The organism is Paenactinomyces guangxiensis (genome assembly GCF_016055185.1).
Lineage (GTDB): Bacteria > Bacillota > Bacilli > Thermoactinomycetales > Thermoactinomycetaceae > Paenactinomyces > Paenactinomyces guangxiensis.
In genome coordinates, this window is sequence record NZ_JAECVR010000001.1 from 570,591 (window position 1) to 591,369 (window position 20,779).

A 20,779-nucleotide genomic window follows, 5' to 3' on the forward strand; every position below is an offset into this window, starting at 1 on the left:
CTATAAACCGAACATATATTTGCATATAATAGCTGATAAAAGCAATCATATGTTCTGATATGGAGCGTGTTTCATATGGATTCTGTTGTTTTTTTGATTGACATGCAATCTTTTTATGCCAGCATCGAAAAGGCCAGGCGCCCCGAATTAAAAAACCGCCCCGTTGTCGTCTCTGGGGACCCTGAGCGGCGCAGCGGGGTTGTACTGGCGGCCTGTCCGATTGCCAAATCATACGGAATTAAAAATGCGACCACCCTGTGGGAAGCCTGGCAACATTGTCCGCACCTTACCGTTGTCCGCCCCCGGATGGAACTGTACCTGCAAGCCTCCCTCCGGATTACCGGGATTTTGGAACGGTTTAGCGATCTCGTGGAACCTTACTCCATTGACGAACAGTTTCTCTCCGTAAAAGGCAGCGAAAAACTTTTCGGGGAGCCGGAAGAGATGGCAAAGAAGATCCAGGATGCAATCCGCACAGAGATGGACATCTATGGACGAATCGGAATTGGCCCTAACAAGGTGCTCAGCAAAATGGCATGCGATAACTTCGCCAAAAAAAATAAGACCGGGATCTTCCAGTTAACGAGAGACAATATGAAGAAATATCTGTGGCCCCTTCCGGTGGACCGGATGTTTGGCGTCGGCCGCCGCATGTCCCGCCATCTGCAGCGAATGGGAATCCGTACCATCGGTGAGTTGGCCTGTTTTCCGCTCGAACGGTTGAAAAAGCGCTGGGGCGTGAACGGCCACATCCTGTGGCTGACTGCCAACGGAATTGACACCTCTCCTGTCACCAGAGAGTCCTTCAGCCAGCAAAAAGCGATCGGGCATCATATGACCCTCCCCCGCGATTACCGCACCCCGGAGGAAATCCGGGTTATTCTTCTGGAACTGTGTGAAGAAGTATGCCGGCGCACCCGCAGCCACCATTTAATGGGGCAGACCGTGACTGTCGGGTGCCGCGGAGCCAGCTTTGAGTTCCCCAGCGGATTTCACCGGCAAATGAAAATGCCTGATCCCACCAACCAGACGATGGAGGTTTTTCAACATGCTTGGAAGTTGTTCGACAAATTTTGGGATGAACAGCCAATCCGCTCCTTAGGGGTGAGTTTAAGCCAACTGCAACGGGATGACACAGTTCAGCTCAGCTTATTTGCAGACCGGGATAAAGAAATGCAGCTCGGCTATGTGATGGATGAAATCAAACAGCGTTTTGGCGCCACCGCCATCTTGCGCGCCTCTTCCCTCACCCCGGCCGGGCAGGCAATCGAACGCTCCCGCAAGATCGGAGGTCATTACAAATGAGCGATATTCCGGATCGAAAAAATATGCTCTGGGAAGGAAGCCGCATGTTTTTACCCGAACACAGGGAAGCCCTGTTAAAACAACGCCGCCGCGCCGAAGAGTTTACTCCGCCCGAACTGGATGAAAGCCAGCTCGAATATATGAACTACATTCTCCGGGAAGCCCTGGAAGAAGAGAAACCAGTCCTGGTTACTTATGCGGCCAAATATTCTCGCGAGCAGTTTTGCGGCTTTGTCGATAAGGTGGATCCCTATTCCAGGGTGATTCGGTTATCCAACGGCGATTGCAAGAAGCAAATCCCGTTTGCAAAACTACTCCATGTGGAGTGGCCTTAAATAGGGGCTTTTGCTGTGAAAGTGTTGATGGATTAATCGAGTGGCGAAATCAGAGAACTTTTAGCTCCACCAATGGGACGGAGCCCCACAGGGACATACCTGACTTCTTATACACAAGCTCCGGTTGCCAATCTCACCCGTTCAAGCCATTCACGCACCAGCGCATGAAACAGATTTTCCTGTTCCCAGGTCAGGAAATGTCCGGCCCGATCCAACACATAAAAAGAGGCGTGCGGGTATTGATCCAGGATTCCCCAGGCATCCTGATAGCCGGTGATATGGTCCTGGCGTCCGGTAACAACCATCGCAGGCTTGGCAAACGGTTCAGGAAGAGAATCCGGGTCAAAAGAGAAAGAGTAGCCTTCAGTTCGTAGTTTCGTTAAAAAATCCATATCCGGAAGGTGCTTTTCTGCTGATATTTCATCTTTGAATCTGTTCCATATCCTTTTGGTTTGTATCACGGAGATTTGTTGGAAATCCGCCGCTTCATCCGGAGTTAACTCAGATAATAAATCAGGGTCAGTTTCTAAAACCGTTTGAGGAGGGAGAATTCTTTCATAAGGATGTATAGCGGGACAAATTAACAATAGCCCGTCGATCTCCTTCATTCTCTGATGCACAAGACCTCGTGCCAAATAACCTCCATACGATTCGCCAACCAAAATAAAATGTTGGTTGGGAAGAATGTGATCAATCCATTCACTCACTGTTTCCAGCATGTGATCTGAACTTTTAATCCATGCTTTCCCGGGAGTCTGTCCCATCCCCGGCAAATCTACATAGATTCGCTTATAGCCTTTTTGAGATGCAAAAACAGGTTCCATCGATCCCATAAGACTCCGATGACTAACCCCAAAGCCATGCAGGAAAATGATCGGTGTCCCTTCCCCATACACTTCATAATGAATCAATAGATCTCTTACCTGACATTTCATCCAAAAGTCCCCCCGAGCCATTTCATTATCTTTTTACTTGCTTTATTTATCGGTTCCTTGGCAAAACTTCTTATTTAGCGAATCCCATCACAATAAGGCCGTCTTTTGCATCTGCTCCTCATCCAAAAAGCGAAAATAGGGCGACAGGGTCCCCCCATTGCGAAAACACAGATAAAAGCGCCAATCTTGAACACTCCCTCCACCTACGCAAACACTTAGAGGTAGGGGACGTCCTGACTCGTGACAGGAAGTTTACCAAGCTTACACGGTCGTCCCAACCGCAAGGATCCTTAAACCTTCCTTCAGAATGTTGATAAACGCGTTCACATCCTGACCCGGAATCTTGCTCTTTTTGCTATACAAGTCCTTTTGAATACTTAGAAAATGGTTAAAATTGCACTTGATTTTCACCTCCGAACTAGATCAAGTTATAACATATAGAACATACGTTTGCAAGTACTATTTTGAAAAACAGAAAAAATGAGTACAACTCATGGAGGTGAGGATAAGGTGAGAAGCAATGAAAGAGGCTGTTTGTGACACATCAAGGAATGATGAGTCAATGGAATCTGAAACAAGCGTCGGACTCCTGAGAGGGTTCATGCCCTCCCTCGTCCGAAGCCGATTTATCCTCCACCTACTTTGTTGCAGTGGGAGTCTTCTCGGCTTTTTGAGATAAAATACAGCCCTCTGATTCCTATTATATCTCCAAACTGCCCGGCAAACCATGGCGCCAAGCGGCATAGTGTCACGTATGATCAACAACCGGACTGAAAACACCTTAAAGAGGCTAAGAATTTATCGAATATCGAATCCCAATATTTTTGGAACATCGGATTAAAAAAATAGAAAAATAAAAAATAACCTTCTCATTTAAGACCGGTGCCGAACGGGATGATTGTCTCCGTATTTCCCCCTCAACAGGTTTATATATGAGTTTTCCCGGACCGCACTAAAACATCGCATCATTTTTGTCTGTTCGGGGCATTTTACAATATGTAAAACCATATAAAACAGGGGTGATATCTTTGCCGTTTCTGGAAATCAGCGTTGTTCCTGTTGGTACAAATACAGCAAGTTTCAGTTCTTATGTAACCGATGCGGTAAACCTTATCGAACAGAGTGGATTAAACTATCAGATTACTCCCACAGCGACAGTCATTGAAGGGGAGATCGGGCAATTGATGGATGTGGCCAAAGCGATGCATGAGAATGTGATCGCCAATGGGGCAACCCGGGTGATCACCAATATTTGCATTGATCATCGCACCGATAAAAATACGGACATGATTCAGCAAGTCAAAACTGCACAAAAATAATAGATACGGCCATACAGAACGCCCTGATTCAAGAGCAAATCTTGCTGAAGGGCGTTTTTGATTCCAAAAACCTCAGTTGCAAGCGAAACTGTTTCTCCTCTGCGGTCCGGATACTGAGTAAATATCCAAATCCTTCCCCAACCATCAACTGGCAAGCAGATCCTGATAAACTTTATTGAAAATGAACAAAAAAGAGAGGGCGATCATCATAAAGATCAAGACAATCCAATGGCTGGTTCCCCCCGCTTTCGAGATTTGATAGCGTTGATCAACCGGGTCAGCTTCAGTTGCCTTCATCGTTTTAATTTTATTTCTGGCATGCCTGTAATAAAGGGCATTCCCGAAAAGTCCGAAGAATAAGCAAATAAGCCATCCAAACCAGCTTCCTGTAAAGAAAAGCAGATCAATCTCAGAGAGAAGTAAAAATATAAAAGTCCAGCCATACATTTTTCGTAACGGAAGCCAGAACATAGGGAGAAAAAAAGCGGCCCAGTTCCAACCGCTAAATAGCTGCGGCCGGGCTGATTCACTCCATTTCATCATGTAATAAGAACTTTGGCTAAACCAATAAAGCTCCTGCTCTTCCCTCTCATCCATCCCCACCACCCCCCAACCGACATCCATTTTCCTGCCAGGTTTCTAGCCCGCCTCTTGCCACTCATTTTCCACTTGCCGTACACCGGCTGCATCTTTCACCCGGATGAACCATGCAATGCCGCAAATCGATAGAAATCCCCCGACCCCCTGAATCAGGGTAACCTTCTCCCCCAACAGAAAATAAGCCAGCACAATCGCACCTACCGGCTCCCCCAATATGGCTACTTGAATGGTGATGGCCTTCACATATTGAAGTAACCAGTTAAACAGCAAATGGCCAAATATGGTAGGAACAATCGCCAGCAATAAAAACAGCCCCCATTCTCTCGCCGGATAATCGAGCAGCGGTACTCCGGAAACTACATTAAAGGCCGCCAATACCAGACCCGCAACGATAAAAACAATATAACTGTACACTAGGAAAGAGATGTTCATGCGTAATTTTTGCCCGATCAGCATGTGAATGGCTACCGTCAGCGCCCCAAAAATGGACAAAAAGTCCCCCCATAACGCTGTCGGCCCCAATTCAATATCCATCCCGGCAATCATCGCTGTCCCGGTAAACGCAATCATCATTCCGATTAAAGCCTGCCAGCGCAATTTTTCCTTAAAAAACAGATAAGCCCCAATCATCACAAACAGAGGTCCCAGATTGAGCAAAATCATCGAACTGGCCACCGAGGTATACCTTAACGAGCCCATCCACCCTAAAAAATGAAGCCCTAAAAAGAAGCCCGAGCTGACCAGCAACCACCACTCTTTCCCCGATAACCGATACATCTCATGCCTCATCCTCCAGATCCAGGGGGTCAGCAGCACCACGGTAAACAACAGCCGGTACATCCCCAGGACTCCCGCCGGGGCTTGAGACCATTTAATAAAAATTGCCGAAAAGGAAACGGCTGTCACACCCACACCGAGCGCAATCAAGAAAAGGGATTCTCTTCGCATAAGCATTTCCTTTCACAAACAAATTTCTCTGTCAACTGGTTCGTCCATAAGTAAATCCATTTCGGTAATATTTACTCTACCAAGATTGGTCAGGATATTCTATATTCATTCCGGCGGAAGAAGCCGCCCTTTCTTGAGTATCATAAGCTTTTGATGACATGGGGATCTTTACATTTTTTTGTTATAGGACAGGCTGCAGGTTTTTTATGTTATTTTTCAAAAAATTACTTGTCAATTTGCCAGTGACTTGTATAAAATAGCTATAGGATTATTATATAACAGATGGTAAAAAATATTCATGTACTATTACAACACAGATGAGGAAGGACTCCTTTATCACACTTATGTTCGATTGGCAGTTGAAAAAGAGTTTTGAGGAGCAAATGGTATCTGCTGTTTATTTAACAAGAGGACAAAAGAGCAGTCCCGAAGCTGACGGAAGATGGAATGGTTGGCCAGAGAAATGGAAGATTCCATTAACAGGGGGAATGTACAAATGGAAAATCCTCTTTTCAGTTTTAAAAAACATCCCGGAAAAATGACTGAAGAGAAGGTGGCAGAATGGTTGCAAACAGGTGGTTTGCTTCCGCCAGGGGTTCCCTTCGATCCCCGCTTTATGCCACTTCCGGAGTGGCAGTTTGCTTATCAGGTGACACTGATTCAAAACGGGAACCAGAGCCGCCAAATGGAAGCAGTACAAAGCATAGTCCCCGTCCAAAAACCAGAGTCATATGAATTGTTGCTGTATATGTTGGCAAGTGAAGTAAATACCAGGGAGCAAGCCGGGCTCAACAGGGAGAACAGCGGAACATTCTTCGTGACGGGTCATCTGGGTTTAGGTTTAGTTGTAGCGGTTGGAGAGAAAGTCAAACGGGTAGGCCGGGTAAACATCGGTGAAATGGTGACTGTCAACTTGTTGAGGAAATCCATATTGCCCGACATAGCCGGCGGAAAAACGGATGACTATCATTCCTGGCAAAGACGCATGCAGCAAGGGACACATCAGCAGTTCACCCTCTCTCATATCAGTCAAGTGACCAGTCAAAATCATCTGTGGGAAGGTTATTGGAATCAAAGGGAGTTGTCCATCAAGATTGTTCCGTTTGCAAACCTGGAGAAACAGACGGAGGATCTCGATGAGACAGATATCTGTGTGATCCGCCATGCCCTGCCACGCCTGGATCTATTGGATAGTAAACAGTTATTCCAAGTGTGGACAGAAGGGGGCTTTAAACAAACACTGTCCCTTTGACTGTAGAGGCAGACTCTTTGCGTTTACAGACCTTCGGTATTCCATGTGCATAAGTTTTAGAGCCGGGATGAGCTGATGATACAGCCTTAGCCGGAGAGTTGGACGAAGCAGAAAAACCCGGTGCAAAGCCTCCTCGAACGGCACATTCAAGCATGTGGTCAAAAAAGGATTCCCTGCTGTCGATATCAACAGCAGGGAAATGATCTTGATTCTTCTATCTTCTCAGCTTCTTTATTTCCTTTAACAGCTCCTGGTATCTTGCCTCCAGCTGTTCCTGATCCTCGCCCTTTTGCGGCATGGACAGGCGGCCGATCAATTCAGTCAGCTGATTTTCCGCTTGCAGAAGTTGTTGTTTGCACTCTTGCTCAGAAAGGTCTCTGGTGCGCCTTTGATTTTCGGTATACTCCTCATAGCTTCCGGCGAAATAAACCGCTTTTCCTTTGTCCAGCACAAGCACATGATCAACCAACTGCATCATTAATTGGCGGTCATGCGTGGCAAACAGAATCGTGCCGGGATAAGCCTTGAGAACATGTTCCAGCTGCTCGCGTGTAAACAGATCCAAAAAGTTGGTTGGTTCATCGAGCAAGAGCAGGTTGGCATCGCTTAAAAAAACTTTGGCTAATGCGACTTTTGTCTTTTCTCCGCCGCTTAACAGGCGGACCGGCTGATAAACGGTTTCCTGGGGAAAGAGGAGCCGGGCCAAAATTGTTCTGATAAACATCTCGGAGTAGGGGCTGTCTTTTTTCACATTGTCCAGAATCGATTTTTCTTCGTCCAAATGGTCCAGTTTCTGGTCAAAATAACCTATTTTTGCTGACGGGGCTATCTTGACTCCCGGTACCTGTGCCGCGATCATCTTTAACAATGTTGTTTTTCCGGCCCCGTTTCTGCCGAGCAAGGCCACTTTTTTGCCTGCGGGGATGGTGCAGGAGAAGGAGTCAAACAGATTCTTTTTGCCAAACCGTTTGTGAAGGTGCTCAATCTGGAGAGCATTTTTTCCGTGGATGGGCTGGAACACATCCAGATCAAATTGGACTTGCGGCAGCTCTGCCGGCTTTTCCTTTTTCTCCAATTGTTCAATCCGCGACCGTATGGCTTTTGCTTGTTTTTCCAGCTTTGCTTCTTTGGAGCTTCCTTTTAATTTATTTAAAGGGATCCTCGCCTCGGAATTACTCATCCTCTTAGGCGCTTTGAGGACCGACTTGGATTGCCGGCTCTTTTCGATCGCTGCCTCAGTTAACCTTTTTTTCTCCGCGATATACTGTTCATACTCAAAACGGGCTCGTTCCCGTTGATGTTCTTTTTGCCGGCGGTAATCACTGTAATTTCCCTGATAAAGGCGAACCTGACCGTTTTCTACCTCAAGGATTTTGGTGCACACCGCATCCAGCAAAGCGCGGTCATGGGAAATCAACAGAACAGCCCCCGCATATTGATACAATTCTTTTTCCAGCCACTGTACCGACTCGATATCCAGATGGCTGGTCGGCTCATCAGCCAGCAAAAGAGCCGGCTTTTCAGCCAGAGCAGAGATGATTTTCGATCTCGTCCATTCGCCGCCGCTCATCGTAGAAGCCGGGGGAAGCGTTGGCTCTCCGCCGTAACCGGAATCGTCAAACTGGCGAATCCACTCCATGGTACCGCGGCGGACCACTTGCCCTTCATCCGCCGGTTCCTCCCCGGCCAGCACGCGGAGCAAAGTGGTCTTACCTGCCCCATTGACCCCAACAACGCCAATCTTTTCTCCAGTTTTAATCTGAAACTGATCCAGTGCAAAAACAAGACGATCAGCAAACCATTTTTTCAGGTGAGAAGCCTCTAACACAAACATAAAAAAACCTCCCGGTCCGGAGAGGCGTTCATCTACCCAAATCATCCAAAGATAAAAAAGGGGCTTATTTTACGTATGGCGAAATATACGCAATAATCGGCACCACGAATTTGGGCATACGAATCCTACTCCAGAAATAAATTTCCAGGAATGAAATTTAGCTCCAGTCAAGTAGGATTAGTTGTCCATCGCTCGAAGTACCGATCCTTTCCATGCTAGATTATAAAAATATTTTAATCATTGAGGGCATCCTTTGTCAAATGATAACCACTTTATAAATCGCGGAGCATCACTTGCGTGTCCCCTGTATCGCGGACATGCTTAAAATCTAAGCGTTCGTACAAACTGACTGCCGGATTTTGCTTGCTGACACTGAGGGAAAGTCCGGGGTATCCTTCCAGCCGTGCCTGGTTGATGATACGGGTGAGCAGATCCCTGCCCAATCCCTGACCGCGATAACCGGGTAAGACAGCAATCGACAATTCCGGAATATTTTCTGCCACAAACCCGTATCCCGGATTTTCCTTGTTAAATTGCCGAAACCATGCGGCACCGATTGGTTTTGACTCTTTCTTTAACTCAACGATAAAACCGAGATCTCCGGGTTGTCCCCAGTTTTCCAGATATCTGCTTAATTCGGGACGTTCTGTGATCTCCTTGGCCGGGGGTTGTTCTCCTTCTGGAACATAGATCGCCAGGTACAAAAACTCCTTTAGCAAAGGTGCATCGGATGGCTTAATGATTCGAAAAATGTATTCCATAGATTCAACCCTTTCTGTAAAACTAACCAAAGCGATAATCGGAGCAAGGATGGGGAGCAGAAAAAAACTCTTTAACCACCGGTATATTTCGATAGAAACCTATATAAACCCTGCCTGCCTATTTGATATATATAAAAATTTATTAAAATTGAACAAAGTGTACACAGGAATCCGAATACTGTTTCCGGTCACTTTTGTGTGGTGGTTACACGGTGAACAGAGCGCTCCGACCAAAATTGGGCAATAAAAAAAGTAAGCAAAATCGCAACCAAAATCCGGATGATCAACAAATAGAGGACCGGAATCCCCAGCGGCACAAAAACGAGGGTATCTTCAATTACCGCGTGGCAAGCGGCCAAAAAGATAAATATAAGAGTAATGTCACGCTTGGAAAAATTTTTTTCTTCCGCCTGCTGGATAATCAATCCCGCTCCAAACATCAATCCGGCAAATAAACCACTGGTCAGGGTAATAGCTCCCTCGGGAGCAATCCCGAACGGTCGAAGCAAGGGAGTTAATTTACCGGCGAACCAGTCCAACACACGCAGGTCCTTTAAGATTTGTATCATCATCATCAGAGGCAATACGATCAGAACAAGTGTAAATACCCCTTTGGCCGCGATCGCGAGAGCTGAGAGAAGGATTTCCGTCCAGCCTTCAGGCTTTGCACTCTGTGGTTTAATTACGCCAAAGGCTGCCAGCTGGCTTCCCCCGTGCCAGCACAAATGAATCAGAAAGGCAGATAAGAGAGCCAGGCCGAGGCGAACGGATACCACAATCCAGGTGGAAACGCCCACTCTTTTACAGATGGCCGATTCGACAAAAATATTATGTGAAAAACTGAGCATCATTGCGATAATGAAAACTTGTTTTACGGTGAGATCCAGTGTCAAAATCGCTCCAATCGCGGCATAGAGATTTAATACATGTCCCAGAACCAGGGGAATTGCCGCCTCCCCGCTTAATCCGATCCACGACATGAACGGGGCCAGACCCTGTGTCAACCAATCCATGATTGGGGTATATTGGATAATCTGTACGAGAAGCGTAATGGGAAAAATAACTTTTGCCAGCTCCCAGGCACTTTTCAGACCGGATTGCCAGCCTTTCCTCCAATCAATCACATGCATGTTTCTCCACATCCTTTTTTTTCTATTTCTATTATTCATTGTTTTTTGATATACAGCTTCCCGATCCAATCTCTACGAATCACTGATCCTCAATACAGATCAATCTGTTTTTCCGCTCCCGTTCTTACATCTTTCATATCTCTTTCATTCGGGTACAAAAATATTTATACCTATTTTACCCGAAAAACCATCAATTTGTTTCGTATTTTTTATTATTATATAGAAGAAAAACTCTTAAAAGTTTTGTATCCATATCTATTAATCTATGAAAGAAATGGAGAAAAAACGATGGTCATCCGAAAAGCCCGACTCTGTGATGCTGCGGGAATCGCCAGCGTTCATGTCAACAGCTGGCGTACATCCTACCGTGGAATTCTGTGCGATGAGGTACTGGACAATTTGGACTTGAGGGAGCGTGTTGAACTTTGGAACCGGATTCTGGCTGAAGATGCGCTTTGCTATGTAGCCGAAAATAAAGAAGGAACCATTGTCGGATTCGCAAGCGGCGGACAGGAGAGAACAGGAGATTTTCCCGGTCACGGGGAGTTGTACGCGATTTATCTCCTGGAGGGATACCAGAGACAAGGAGCAGGAAAAAAGCTGCTCACAGCGGTCATGAAGGAATTACAGCGGCAAGGATTATCATCAGTACTTGTCTGGGTGCTGGAAGACAATCCGTCACGCCATTTTTATGAAGCACTAGGCGGAACGCTGGTTGCGAGCCAGCCGATTACGATTGGGAAGCAAACCCTTACAGAAGCAGCCTATGGTTGGGAAGATTTTTTCGCTCCGGCCAAACTGAAATAAGAAAGAAGTCACTCCTTTTCAGAAAAAGGGTGACTTCTGACTGCCTGCTTTTATTTTGACGTGGCACCCACTGCCGGATGTACGTTTTCTACCTGGGTTAAAGCATTTCCTAAAACCACGGGGCGTGTGGCAGACTCCTGAATCTCCACTCCTAATTCGGACAATCCAACCGGTTCCAAAGCACTTTCCCACCCTTTTGCCAGCAGGGCAAGCAGCGCTTCTCCCGTCTCCTCAACGGTGAGGGTCCATTTTAGAACTTCAATTCCTACCCGTTGCAAACGGAGCTTGTAAGCCTCCACTTCCTGATCATTAAGGGGTTTCCGGGTCCTGATAAAGACAAACCGGGTACAGCCCTCTTCCCCGCCGGCAAACAGAAGGGGCTGGATTGGTGACAAAGACCGTGTGGACGGCAAACGGTGCAGGTTGCACAAATCTTCCACTACGGCACTGGCTGTCGGTTTTTCTCCCGCTCCCTGGCCCACCAGCGTGAGATCCTGGATCTGGTCACCTTCAACATAAATGGCATTATATACATCATTCACACTGGCAAGCGGATGGCTGAGGGGCAGGAGAGCCGGGTTGACAGAACAGGAGATGGGGCCGTTTTCCCCGTATTGTTCCGCCTGGGCTAATAATTTTACCGTATACCCCAGTGATCCGGCCATTTTCAACTCAGCTGCGGTTACATCCGTGATCCCTTTGCGGGAAATCTCGGAGACCGGAATATGGGCACCAAATACCAGCCGGCTGAGAATAGCAAGTTTGTAGGCGGCATCATAACCTTCCACGTCTGAGGTCGGGTCAGCTTCCGCATAGCCCTTTGCCTGTGCCTCTTGCAGGACGTCATCAAAATCGCGATGATAAAGGTTCATCTGTGTCAGGATATAGTTGGTCGTTCCGTTCAGAATACCGGAAATCTTATAGATGCGATTCGCTTTTAAAAAGTGCTGCAACGTTCCGATCACCGGAATTCCTCCGCCCACACTTGCTTCGTATAAGAGTTGAACTCCTTTTTCATTGGCCAATTGTTCCAACTCTACCCCGTGTTTGGCCATCAATTCCTTATTGGCTGTGATGATATGGCAGCCTTTCTCAATCGCCTGTCTCATATAGGTACGGGCAGGTTCAATGCCTCCCATGACTTCAATGACAATCTGAACATCTTTTTGTAACACATCGGCAAATTGATCTGTCAGCAAGTGCCCGACCCGGTTGATCTCCCTTTTCTTCCCCAGATCTTTGACCAGGATGGTTTGAATATTAAAAAACCTGCCCGTCCGGCGCGCAATCACATCCTGGTTGCTCTCCAGCATCTTCCATACACCCGTCCCGACCGTACCCAAACCTAACAAAGCAACATTTACCTGTTCCATCGTTCTCCCTCCCTAGATACAGTAAAACCCTCTTCAGATAAAAAGAGGGTACAGGTTGCCCGTTGATCTTCTTATCTCTCAGCGCTTCAGCTAGAAGCACTGCAGGAATTGGCACCTTGTTTGACCTCTTACAGGACAAACCGGTTGCCGGGCTTCATTGGGCCAGTCCCTCCGCCTCTCTGGATAAAAATCTAAACAATATGTAGCTGTAGAATATTTAGAGTCTATTATGGGCAAACAAATGTCTTTTGTCAATAGAAAAAATCACTGTTTAGATAAATCTTTGAATTCTTTTCTACCTTTTTATCCTTTCACAATGCGGTTGCGCAATACTCCCAGCCTTTCAATCTCCAGTTCTACAAGATCTCCGGGTTGCAGCCAGCGCTGCACTTCGGGTCCAAGCTCCAGAATACAGCCAGTGCCCACCGTTCCTGATCCAATCACGTCTCCGGGGACCAGCTCAGCATCCTGCGAGGCCCTTTCGATCATCTGGGCAAAACTCCAGTAAAGATCTTTTGCATTCCCTTCGGAAATAGTTTTTCCATTGACACGTGCCGTCATTTTCAGATCCCAGCGATCTCTGTCTCTGCGGTCTTCCAATTCATCCAGCGTTACCAGATATGGTCCCAGCGAAGTGGCAAAATCCTTCCCTTTGGCCGGCCCTAACCCAACTGCCATCTCCTTCCGTTGTACATCGCGGGCACTCCAATCGTTCATGATGGTAAAACCGGCAATGTAGTCAATAGCATGGTCTGCGGAAATATTTTTTCCTTTTCTCCCTATAACACAGGCGATTTCCAGTTCAAAATCCAGCTTCTCTGAATAGGAGGGCTTTGCCACTGAAGCATCCTGCCCTACAACAGACCTGTGGTTGGAAAAATAAAAAACAGGGATCTGGTACCATTCGGGAATCATATCTAATCCGCGGCGCTTACGGGACGTTTTTACATGCTGTTCAAACGCATAAAAATCACGAACACTTCGCGGAAGTGGAACAGGTGCAAGCAGCTGGGCTTCTTCCAGCCGGATCACGACAGGCTCTCCCTCCACCCGGAGCTTCGCCAAAGGTTCTTCGTCAAGCATTTTTTTGACTTCCTCCAACATATGAAACTCACTTTTTCCTCGGTCCAATAAGGTTAACAAATCGGACGGCAACAGATGCGGGAAAGAAATACCCCGCTTTGCAGAAAGCCAGCGTTGGGCAAAAACCGTATCAACGACATAAGAGTCTGCCACCCAACCTAAACGCGCCCCCACGCCTTCATTCATCTGAATGTTTAATTCATCCGCTTTTATCAGATAAGTAACAAGTTTCAACCGGAACTCCCTCCTTTTTACAAGGATATTCATTTCGTGCCACATTTAGCAAGCCAGAAAAAACAAGAAATGCAGACTTTGTCACAAAGTCTGCAAAATCGGCACTTCCGCCTGAAATGTTTCATTTACAACTCGGTGGGCTGCATCGGGAGCCATCAGTGGTTTGAATCGCTCTCTCATCTTATCCCTCTTATAATCGGGTGAAAAAAACTTTTGAATCTGAATCCGTATCGTAGAAGGACGTGTAGCCACCGCCACCCGGTGGTGGATGAGATATTGCTGATTGGCTTGTTCCTGTCCGGGAAATGCCTCAAACAGGAACATAGGGAGCCGTTTGGCAATGGCCTCGCTGATCGTTACGCCCCCTGGCTTGGTTACCAACAGATCTGCCGCTGACATCCAGAGAGAAATATCATTGCGAAAACCCTCGATCCGAATGTGAGGGCACGCATACCGGTCTTGCAAACGCCGATATAAACTCCAATTACTTCCGGTTAACACCACAAATTGGATATAACTGAGAGGCATTAACTCTTCCACCAGGTGTTCCAAAGGACCCAATCCGGTTCCGCCACCCATAATTAAGACAACCGGACGTTTTACATCCAATCCTAACCGGATGCGTGCATGATCAGTCGAAACTTGTTGATAAAAATCAGGATCGATCGGTAATCCCGTTTCACATAACTTCAAACCTGTTTTCCACTGAATCCGTTCCAACTGATTTTGGGCGAGCAATTTCTTGGGAACACATAACACCCGCGGAACACGCGCCAGCCAGATCGGATGCAGTTCATAGTCCGTCACCACACCAACCGTCGGAACTTCTACCCCGTTTGCCGGGCACAGCAGAAGGCCGAACGGGTGAGTTGTAACGATACGTGTGGGTTTTGCTTCGCTAAAAACCACATTTAACTTCTTGCGGATGGACCAGCCCATCTTTTCAATCAGCTCACTGGATACATAACGAATGACACGGGATTGATGAGTCCAGTCATATAAATAATGGTAAAAAGACGGAAATTTGTTTAACATCCCAAGATACCCGGTTTGTAAAAGGGGATGAAAGGTGTTAGGAATCAGCTCTAACAGGTCCACCACCTCCGCTTTTACCCCGGGCTGCTGAACAAATTGTTTTTTTAAAGTTTTAGCGGCGGAATTATGACCCGTACCAAAGCCCATGGAAAGCAGTAAGACACGTTCGATGGCGACTCCCTCCTTGTACCCATCTATCCCCATTATACCCATTTTCCTTTCAGGAACTGATACATCTACCAAGAAGTTGAACAAATTTAACCGATTATTAATATCTCCTGATCCACTAAAGTTTCATTGGTTCCGTTTGAGTGATTCTTCGGCCATGCGGATCATCTCTTTTACCATCCGGCCACCGATCTGTCCCCCGATTTTCCCGGCATCCTCCGCTTTCAGTTCACCATTTCCCTCTTTCTGCAAAGGAATATCCAATTGCCTGGCTACTTCCATTTTTACCTCACCCGGCTCCTGAATATTCGTTCCCAGAGCCTGATTCATCACTTCGGTCTTCAGCCGTTCAACACCTTGGCGCGCTTGTGGGACTAAAAGGCGATTTCGACGGCGTGTCATGAGCAAACCACCTCCTTGGAGATAGTTTGCAACAGGAGTACCTCATTATTACCCACAATCCAATTATCCCTATATTCTATACTTTAACCATATTAGGCGCAATTAAACAAAACCCCTGCAACTGACGTTGCAAGGGTTGTAGGTTACTTCAAAAAAACGTGTTGTCCAATTTTCAGAGTCCGCTTTTGCTTGGCCTGGTTTTTCATCCACCGGGAACTGGCTGTTTGCGGATTGTAATAATATACAGCTCCCCCGGTGGGGTCAGATCCCCGGATCGCCTTGGCAACAGCTTGATAGGCAGTTGCATTGGGCTTCAGGTTGATCTGTCCGTCCTTGACAGCGGTAAATGCTCCCGGCTCATAGATCACACCTTTTACTGTGTTTGGAAAATCTTTGTGGTCAACACGGTTCAAGACCACTGCAGCAACTGCTACCTGTCCTTCAAATGGTTCCCCGCGCGATTCACTGTACACAGCCCGGGCGAGCAAGTTGATTTCCTGTTGCGAATAGGTATCTTTTTTCAATGTACCCGTAGTTTCCGGGCCTACAATTCCGTCAATCCATTTCAGATGTCTCTTTTTCTGAAACTGAATGACAGCATCTCTTGTATAGGCATCATAAGTACCTGTGACCTGTTTATGATAAAGACCCAGTTGTTTGAGCCGTGATTGCACATCCTTAACCTGGGCACTGTTATTTTTCTGTCCCACTTTTAACAGTGGAAACGCCGCGGCCTCTGCCTGATGAACAGGGCCAAATGCCAGACCGACCGCCAATGCTGCAGTTGTTCCCATTGCTAAACATTTTTTTAATAAATAATTCATCTGTTCCTCCTCTTTTTTGCCTCCGAGGTTAGCTGACGGGTTCGGGATTCGGAGTTTTCCCGGCAACCGGACGCAGTTGCTTCACCCCACATAAAGTTGCATCCCCCGTATCTGTTGGCACAGAATTCGGCTTCAATGACAAAACTCGAACCGGTTCGAGAAAAACTGTTGTCATTATAAAAGGGGAACTTATGTTATCTCAATAGTAATCGATTGGTATTGCAGGAAAAATTTATGTATGGATAAGAAAGGCACAACCTGAGAAGGTTGTGCCGGGTAGATCTCCTGTATGTTTTTACCCGCGGGCGGCGAGGTAACGTTTGTTTACTTCGTCCCAGTTGACAACATTCCAGAATGCTTCAATGTAAGCCGGGCGTTTGTTTTGATATTTGAGATAGTAAGCATGCTCCCAAACATCGAGGCCGAGAATCGGAGTAGATCCTTCCATCAGCGGGCTGTCCTGGTTGGGAGTGCTGGTGACGGCAAGTTTGCCATCTTTGACAACCAGCCAAGCCCAACCGCTGCCAAAACGTTTTACTGCAGCATCGCTGAATTGTTCCTTAAATTTGTCGAAACTGCCGAACGCTTCGTTAATTGCGCTGGCCAGTTCACCCGTTGGTGCTCCGCCGCCATTCGGGCTGAGAATTTGCCAGAAAAGGGTGTGGTTTGCATGGCCGCCGCCGTTATTACGAACTGCGGTACGGATGTTCTCTGGCAGTGCTTCAAGGTTGGAAATCAGTTCCTCAACCGATTTTTCCCCCACATTCTGACCCTCAAGTGCTGCGTTTAAGTTGTTCACATACGTTGCATGGTGACGGTCATGGTGAATCTCCATGGTGAGAGCATCAATGTGTGGCTCCAACGCGTTAAATTCGTACGGCAATGCTGGTAATTCATATTTAGCCATCGCTAAACCCTCCTATGTAAACTTAGAATTGTAATCCTGCAGGGAATGCCCGAAGGATGGTGATATAAAATGCTTACCCCTTATTATTATGCTAAAAACATTTTCATTTAGTCAACATGAACGTTTCAAAAGTATTGATTAAAAAATCTCCGTTAACTCCGTTACATCATTCAAAATATAATCTGCTTTGAGTTCCTCAAATTTACTCCTTGCCGCTTGCCCGGTCAGTCCGGTCAAAGTAGCAGCAAAGTCACATCCCATTTTCCGGGCCGCCAGGTAATCGGCCACCGAGTCTCCAACGATGAGCACTTTTTTTCCGTCCGGAATGGGGAGGGTCAGGGACAAACATTCTTCCGCAGTTGCCGAGCGCCCTAAATATCCCAGGATATAAGTAAATGGTTCAGGCTTTCCCAGCGGGGCATGGTCAGGATAGGCCTCTTCAGCGGCAATCACATCCGAAGCTGTTGCAATCCGGCTTTCAGCAAAGTGGGAATACAACCCCAGTGCTTTCAGAGGAACTTCCGTCTCCAGCAGGCTGCGTCCTGTGCCGATACCAAGAGTGATCCCTCTTTCAGCCAGCTGATTCAGGGCGGAACGAATCTTTTCCGGTTCAGTAATCGGGATCTCCTGATGAAGAAATCCCTCTTTACCGGAACAACGCACCTCTTTTCCCTCTATTTCCTGATACAGTTTGTCACCGAGATACCACTCCTGGTAAACTGAATATCCGAGTTCCCACAAAGAACTGTTGCGTGAAAACTGAGAGACCGGGATGCCAAACCACCTTTCAGCCAGATCGTTAAAATAAACTAACAATTCATGTTTCGCAATCTGCTCCCTATCCGCATACAGAGAGATCAATGAAGAAAATGAAGGTGTGAACGATTGAAGTTTGCTGCCCCCCCACTGTTTCAAATCCTGCAGGGACGCTTCTGTAACCGGTTGCTGCAAAAAATCTTGTACCTTTTCTTTGTGGTCAGGATACAGCTCCTTCAGCAGCAGCAGCAACTGTGCGGAAAAAGTAAGAAAAACCATATCCCAGTTGGAATTGATTCCTCTTGATTTCATCCAGTCCAGCACCTGGTCATTCTGAAAAACCTCCTGCCGAATGCGGCGGATCATATTTTCATCAGGTTTAGTGGTATATTCCGCAGCGAGCGATAAAAATTGAGGGGCATTTAACAGTTCCCAAACAGATAAAGCCGATGCGTCAAAGCACCGCTCTTCGCTTAAAAAAACTCCGTCTACATCAAATAGGATGATGTCGTACAAACCTATTTCCTCCCACATATTTTTGTTCCTTGTACTTTATCACAGTATTGTATAAAAGAAAATCATGCTGCCTTGCTTTTTTTCAAAAGCTTCTTTTTAGGACAAACTCTCATTTGTTATTGTAAAAATGTAACATCAATCGTGCAAAGAAGCATTATAAAGTTAAATATTTAAATATTCATATAAATAATCAATTTTCAATATATATTAGAAAATATCTTCACAGCTAACATAATTTCGGGTATTATGGAAGAAAGAGATAAATGGATGGTTCCTTGGCCGTCGCGAGAATGTGTTTGAGTGTGACCAAGGGGGAGGGGAACACCATTAATCGGATGAAATGGTGTCGTTTTGTTATGCTTGCGGCCATGATGGCCCTTGTGATTAGTTTTGCACTGCCGGAGACAACTTATGCAGCTTCACCGGATTACAAAATTGAAATTAACAAAAAAACCAATAAGTTATACCTTTACAAAAACGGTAAAGTTGCCAAAGTATACCCTGTGGCTACGGGGAGAAGCAAATCACTGACACCGGAGGGTACTTTTCCGATCGTTGTGAAGATCGTTAAACCCGGTTGGAAAGGAATTCCTGGCGGAAGCTCTAAAAATCCGCTTGGAGAGCGTTGGAACGGGATCAGCGTGCGTGGTGACAATGGCCGTACTTATGGAATTCATGGAACCAACAATCCCAAATCAATAGGAACGCACGCCTCCAGTGGCTGTGTTCGGATGTATAACAAGGATGTTATTGCACTGTATAATACTATTTATGAAGGAACCCCTGTTTGGATCCACAGCGGTTCCAGTAACAACAAGTGGCGCGGGGACTCCCGGGTGGGGCTGAAACCCGCTTCCGGAACGGTAAAAATCACCGGGGATAAAGTGAATGCCCGTACCGGTCCGTCTACCGGCTCCTTTGTTGTCACCCAATTGAAAAAAGGAACCGTTTTGGCAAAAAAAGGCGTTTCCGGTGACTGGTATCAAGTGAGATTATCCAACGGCAGGCTGGTATTTGTCTATAAAGCCTATGCCAGTTCTTCAGGCGGCTCTGTTTCACCATCACCTCCCAAGATCAGCCCGGCATCCGGTCAGGTAGCAGTGACGGTGAATACTGCAAATGTCCGGGCCAACCCGAGTTTAAACGCACCGATCCTCACCAAAGCAAAAAAAGGAAGCAAGTTCACCCTGACGGGAATAAACTCTGAATGGTTCCGGGTGAAACTCTCCAACGGCAAAACCGCCTATTTACATCATACAGTTGCCAAAAAAGTGGCTTCGTCTGTTTCGTATTTAACAGTTAATGTCAATATCGCTAATATCCGGTCGGCTCCTTCTCTCTCCGCAAAGGTTTTACAAAGAGTGTCAAGGGGTACGGTTTTGACCAGAACCGGGGTTTCCGGCGACTTTTATCAAATCAAATTAAAAAGCGGAGCAACCGCTTATATTCATAAAAGTGTTGTCAAGTAAAGCATTTTCTCGCGACGTTTCTTTTATATTTGATCAGGCGTTTTGGATGCGCCTGATTTTTTTATTTTGCTGCATCTTTTTTTATTCCTTTTTTATCTTCCCTCAAACAGGAATTTTGTAGGTATTGGCTAAAAATAAAAAACATGGAATAAGAGGAAAAAATACCGAATGACTGCAGAGCTTATATCTAATAAAGAAGAACGGGAGAGAATCCAATGAGCAAAGAGCCGCTTCGTCAATTAGCCAGAGACTTTTTTAATGTGATTCAAAAGCATTTTGTTGGCAACCAGGATACCTTTGAAGATGAGATCCATGATATTTTACCCCAATCCATGGATATGTATATTAAATGGTTCACCGGTGAAACGGACAAAGTAACCAGGGACGCATGGATTCTTGCTCTTCTCGCAACACTGGGCAATGAACTGTATACACGTGATGAATTCATTGACATGATGTTATCTGGAAAAAAACCGGATAAGAAAAAATTGATCCTGTGGTATCAACACAAAAAAGAAAGGGCAAAACAGGGAAACATCATTGAACTGAGGGATTGGAAATCAAAACGAAGCTAGATCAAAAAAACTTTATTCTGTCTTCAGAAAAAAACTATTCATAAACTGAAAAATATTCTACTATACATAGAGCTTTTTTCACAGAAACAGAATTGAATCTATATTCAACTAATTAAAAAATTAGTCAAAATTGTGAACACAAAAAATATTTAGTGGACAAACGGAACTTTCTCTAGTATAAATAGTTTATGTAACCTAATTATTACATATA

General features: G+C 46.0%; 20 protein-coding genes and 2 riboswitches. Of the genes, 7 read left to right on the forward strand and 13 right to left on the reverse strand.

Annotated features, from left to right (window positions below; all coding sequences use genetic code 11):
* Nucleotides 1-75: 75 nt before the first annotated feature.
* On the forward strand, nt 76-1,305 hold the full coding sequence (locus I8U27_RS02890) for a DNA polymerase IV (RefSeq protein WP_181750011.1): 1,230 nt from the start codon (nt 76-78) through the stop codon (nt 1,303-1,305).
* On the forward strand, nt 1,302-1,640 hold the full coding sequence (locus I8U27_RS02895) for a YolD-like family protein (protein WP_181750010.1): 339 nt from the start codon (nt 1,302-1,304) through the stop codon (nt 1,638-1,640). Before I8U27_RS02890 ends, I8U27_RS02895 begins: the two co-directional genes overlap by 4 nt.
* Before the next feature lie 107 nt (nt 1,641-1,747).
* On the opposite strand, the gene I8U27_RS02900 is transcribed toward I8U27_RS02895, so the two are convergent.
* Nucleotides 1,748-2,575 (reverse strand): alpha/beta fold hydrolase, encoded by an 828-nt coding sequence (locus I8U27_RS02900; protein WP_181750009.1) that lies wholly within the window; start codon nt 2,573-2,575, stop codon nt 1,748-1,750.
* A 1,028-nt stretch (nt 2,576-3,603) separates the two neighbouring features.
* Here I8U27_RS02900 and I8U27_RS02905 point away from each other — a divergent pair.
* Nucleotides 3,604-3,894: an MTH1187 family thiamine-binding protein gene (locus I8U27_RS02905; RefSeq protein ID WP_181750008.1), complete on the forward strand. Its 291-nt coding sequence runs from the start codon at nt 3,604-3,606 to the stop codon at nt 3,892-3,894.
* Between the two features lie 144 nt (nt 3,895-4,038).
* On the opposite strand, the gene I8U27_RS02910 is transcribed toward I8U27_RS02905, so the two are convergent.
* Entirely contained in the window at nt 4,039-4,491 is a 453-nt protein-coding gene (locus I8U27_RS02910) for a hypothetical protein (protein WP_181750007.1), read from the reverse strand.
* Nucleotides 4,492-4,533: 42 nt separating this feature from the next.
* The gene (locus I8U27_RS02915) at nt 4,534-5,442 is read right to left on the reverse strand and encodes a DMT family transporter (RefSeq protein WP_181750006.1); all 909 of its coding nucleotides are present in this window, start codon (nt 5,440-5,442) and stop codon (nt 4,534-4,536) included.
* Between the two features lie 496 nt (nt 5,443-5,938).
* Here I8U27_RS02915 and I8U27_RS02920 point away from each other — a divergent pair, with 496 nt between their 5' ends.
* Nucleotides 5,939-6,694, forward strand: a complete 756-nt coding sequence (locus tag I8U27_RS02920; RefSeq protein ID WP_181750005.1) for a hypothetical protein — start codon at nt 5,939-5,941, stop codon at nt 6,692-6,694.
* Nucleotides 6,695-6,908: 214 nt separating this feature from the next.
* Here I8U27_RS02920 and abc-f read toward each other — a convergent pair whose 3' ends face one another.
* From abc-f to I8U27_RS02935, 3 genes are all read right to left on the reverse strand, one after another.
* On the reverse strand, nt 6,909-8,528 hold the full coding sequence (gene abc-f, locus I8U27_RS02925) for a ribosomal protection-like ABC-F family protein (protein ID WP_181750004.1): 1,620 nt from the start codon (nt 8,526-8,528) through the stop codon (nt 6,909-6,911).
* A 272-nt stretch (nt 8,529-8,800) separates the two neighbouring features.
* Nucleotides 8,801-9,289 carry a GNAT family N-acetyltransferase gene (locus I8U27_RS02930; protein WP_181750003.1) on the reverse strand — a complete coding sequence of 163 codons (489 nt, stop codon included), beginning with the start codon at nt 9,287-9,289 and terminating at the stop codon, nt 8,801-8,803.
* Between the two features lie 188 nt (nt 9,290-9,477).
* The gene (locus tag I8U27_RS02935) at nt 9,478-10,419 is read right to left on the reverse strand and encodes a nucleoside recognition domain-containing protein (RefSeq protein WP_181750002.1); all 942 of its coding nucleotides are present in this window, start codon (nt 10,417-10,419) and stop codon (nt 9,478-9,480) included.
* A 288-nt stretch (nt 10,420-10,707) separates the two neighbouring features.
* On the opposite strand from I8U27_RS02935, the gene I8U27_RS02940 reads away from it, so the two are divergent.
* Nucleotides 10,708-11,226 (forward strand): GNAT family N-acetyltransferase, encoded by a 519-nt coding sequence (locus I8U27_RS02940; protein ID WP_181750001.1) that lies wholly within the window; start codon nt 10,708-10,710, stop codon nt 11,224-11,226.
* 50 nt (nt 11,227-11,276) lie between these two features.
* On the opposite strand, the gene I8U27_RS02945 is transcribed toward I8U27_RS02940, so the two are convergent.
* From I8U27_RS02945 to I8U27_RS02975, 7 genes are all read right to left on the reverse strand, one after another.
* Complete coding sequence (locus tag I8U27_RS02945; RefSeq protein ID WP_181750000.1) at nt 11,277-12,599, reverse strand: homoserine dehydrogenase; 1,323 nt, start codon at nt 12,597-12,599, stop codon at nt 11,277-11,279.
* A 68-nt stretch (nt 12,600-12,667) separates the two neighbouring features.
* Nucleotides 12,668-12,789: riboswitch (SAM riboswitch) on the reverse strand.
* Nucleotides 12,790-12,902: 113 nt separating this feature from the next.
* Nucleotides 12,903-13,916 carry a fumarylacetoacetate hydrolase family protein gene (locus I8U27_RS02950; protein ID WP_374057893.1) on the reverse strand — a complete coding sequence of 338 codons (1,014 nt, stop codon included), beginning with the start codon at nt 13,914-13,916 and terminating at the stop codon, nt 12,903-12,905.
* Nucleotides 13,917-13,997: 81 nt separating this feature from the next.
* Nucleotides 13,998-15,155, reverse strand: a complete 1,158-nt coding sequence (locus I8U27_RS02955; RefSeq protein ID WP_181749999.1) for an MGDG synthase family glycosyltransferase — start codon at nt 15,153-15,155, stop codon at nt 13,998-14,000.
* A gap of 90 nt (nt 15,156-15,245) precedes the next feature.
* On the reverse strand, nt 15,246-15,521 hold the full coding sequence (locus I8U27_RS02960; protein ID WP_181749998.1) for an alpha/beta-type small acid-soluble spore protein: 276 nt from the start codon (nt 15,519-15,521) through the stop codon (nt 15,246-15,248).
* A 143-nt stretch (nt 15,522-15,664) separates the two neighbouring features.
* Nucleotides 15,665-16,345 (reverse strand): cell wall hydrolase, encoded by a 681-nt coding sequence (locus I8U27_RS02965; RefSeq protein WP_181749997.1) that lies wholly within the window; start codon nt 16,343-16,345, stop codon nt 15,665-15,667.
* 2 nt (nt 16,346-16,347) lie between these two features.
* Nucleotides 16,348-16,487: riboswitch (cyclic di-AMP (ydaO/yuaA leader) on the reverse strand.
* 153 nt (nt 16,488-16,640) lie between these two features.
* On the reverse strand, nt 16,641-17,252 hold the full coding sequence (locus tag I8U27_RS02970) for a superoxide dismutase (protein WP_181749996.1): 612 nt from the start codon (nt 17,250-17,252) through the stop codon (nt 16,641-16,643).
* Between the two features lie 138 nt (nt 17,253-17,390).
* Nucleotides 17,391-18,524 carry an HAD family hydrolase gene (locus I8U27_RS02975; RefSeq protein WP_181749995.1) on the reverse strand — a complete coding sequence of 378 codons (1,134 nt, stop codon included), beginning with the start codon at nt 18,522-18,524 and terminating at the stop codon, nt 17,391-17,393.
* A gap of 335 nt (nt 18,525-18,859) precedes the next feature.
* Here I8U27_RS02975 and I8U27_RS02980 point away from each other — a divergent pair, with 335 nt between their 5' ends.
* Complete coding sequence (locus I8U27_RS02980) at nt 18,860-19,993, forward strand: SH3 domain-containing protein (protein ID WP_181749994.1); 1,134 nt, start codon at nt 18,860-18,862, stop codon at nt 19,991-19,993.
* A gap of 215 nt (nt 19,994-20,208) precedes the next feature.
* Entirely contained in the window at nt 20,209-20,568 is a 360-nt protein-coding gene (locus I8U27_RS02985; RefSeq protein ID WP_181749993.1) for a hypothetical protein, read from the forward strand.
* Nucleotides 20,569-20,779: the final 211 nt, after the last annotated feature.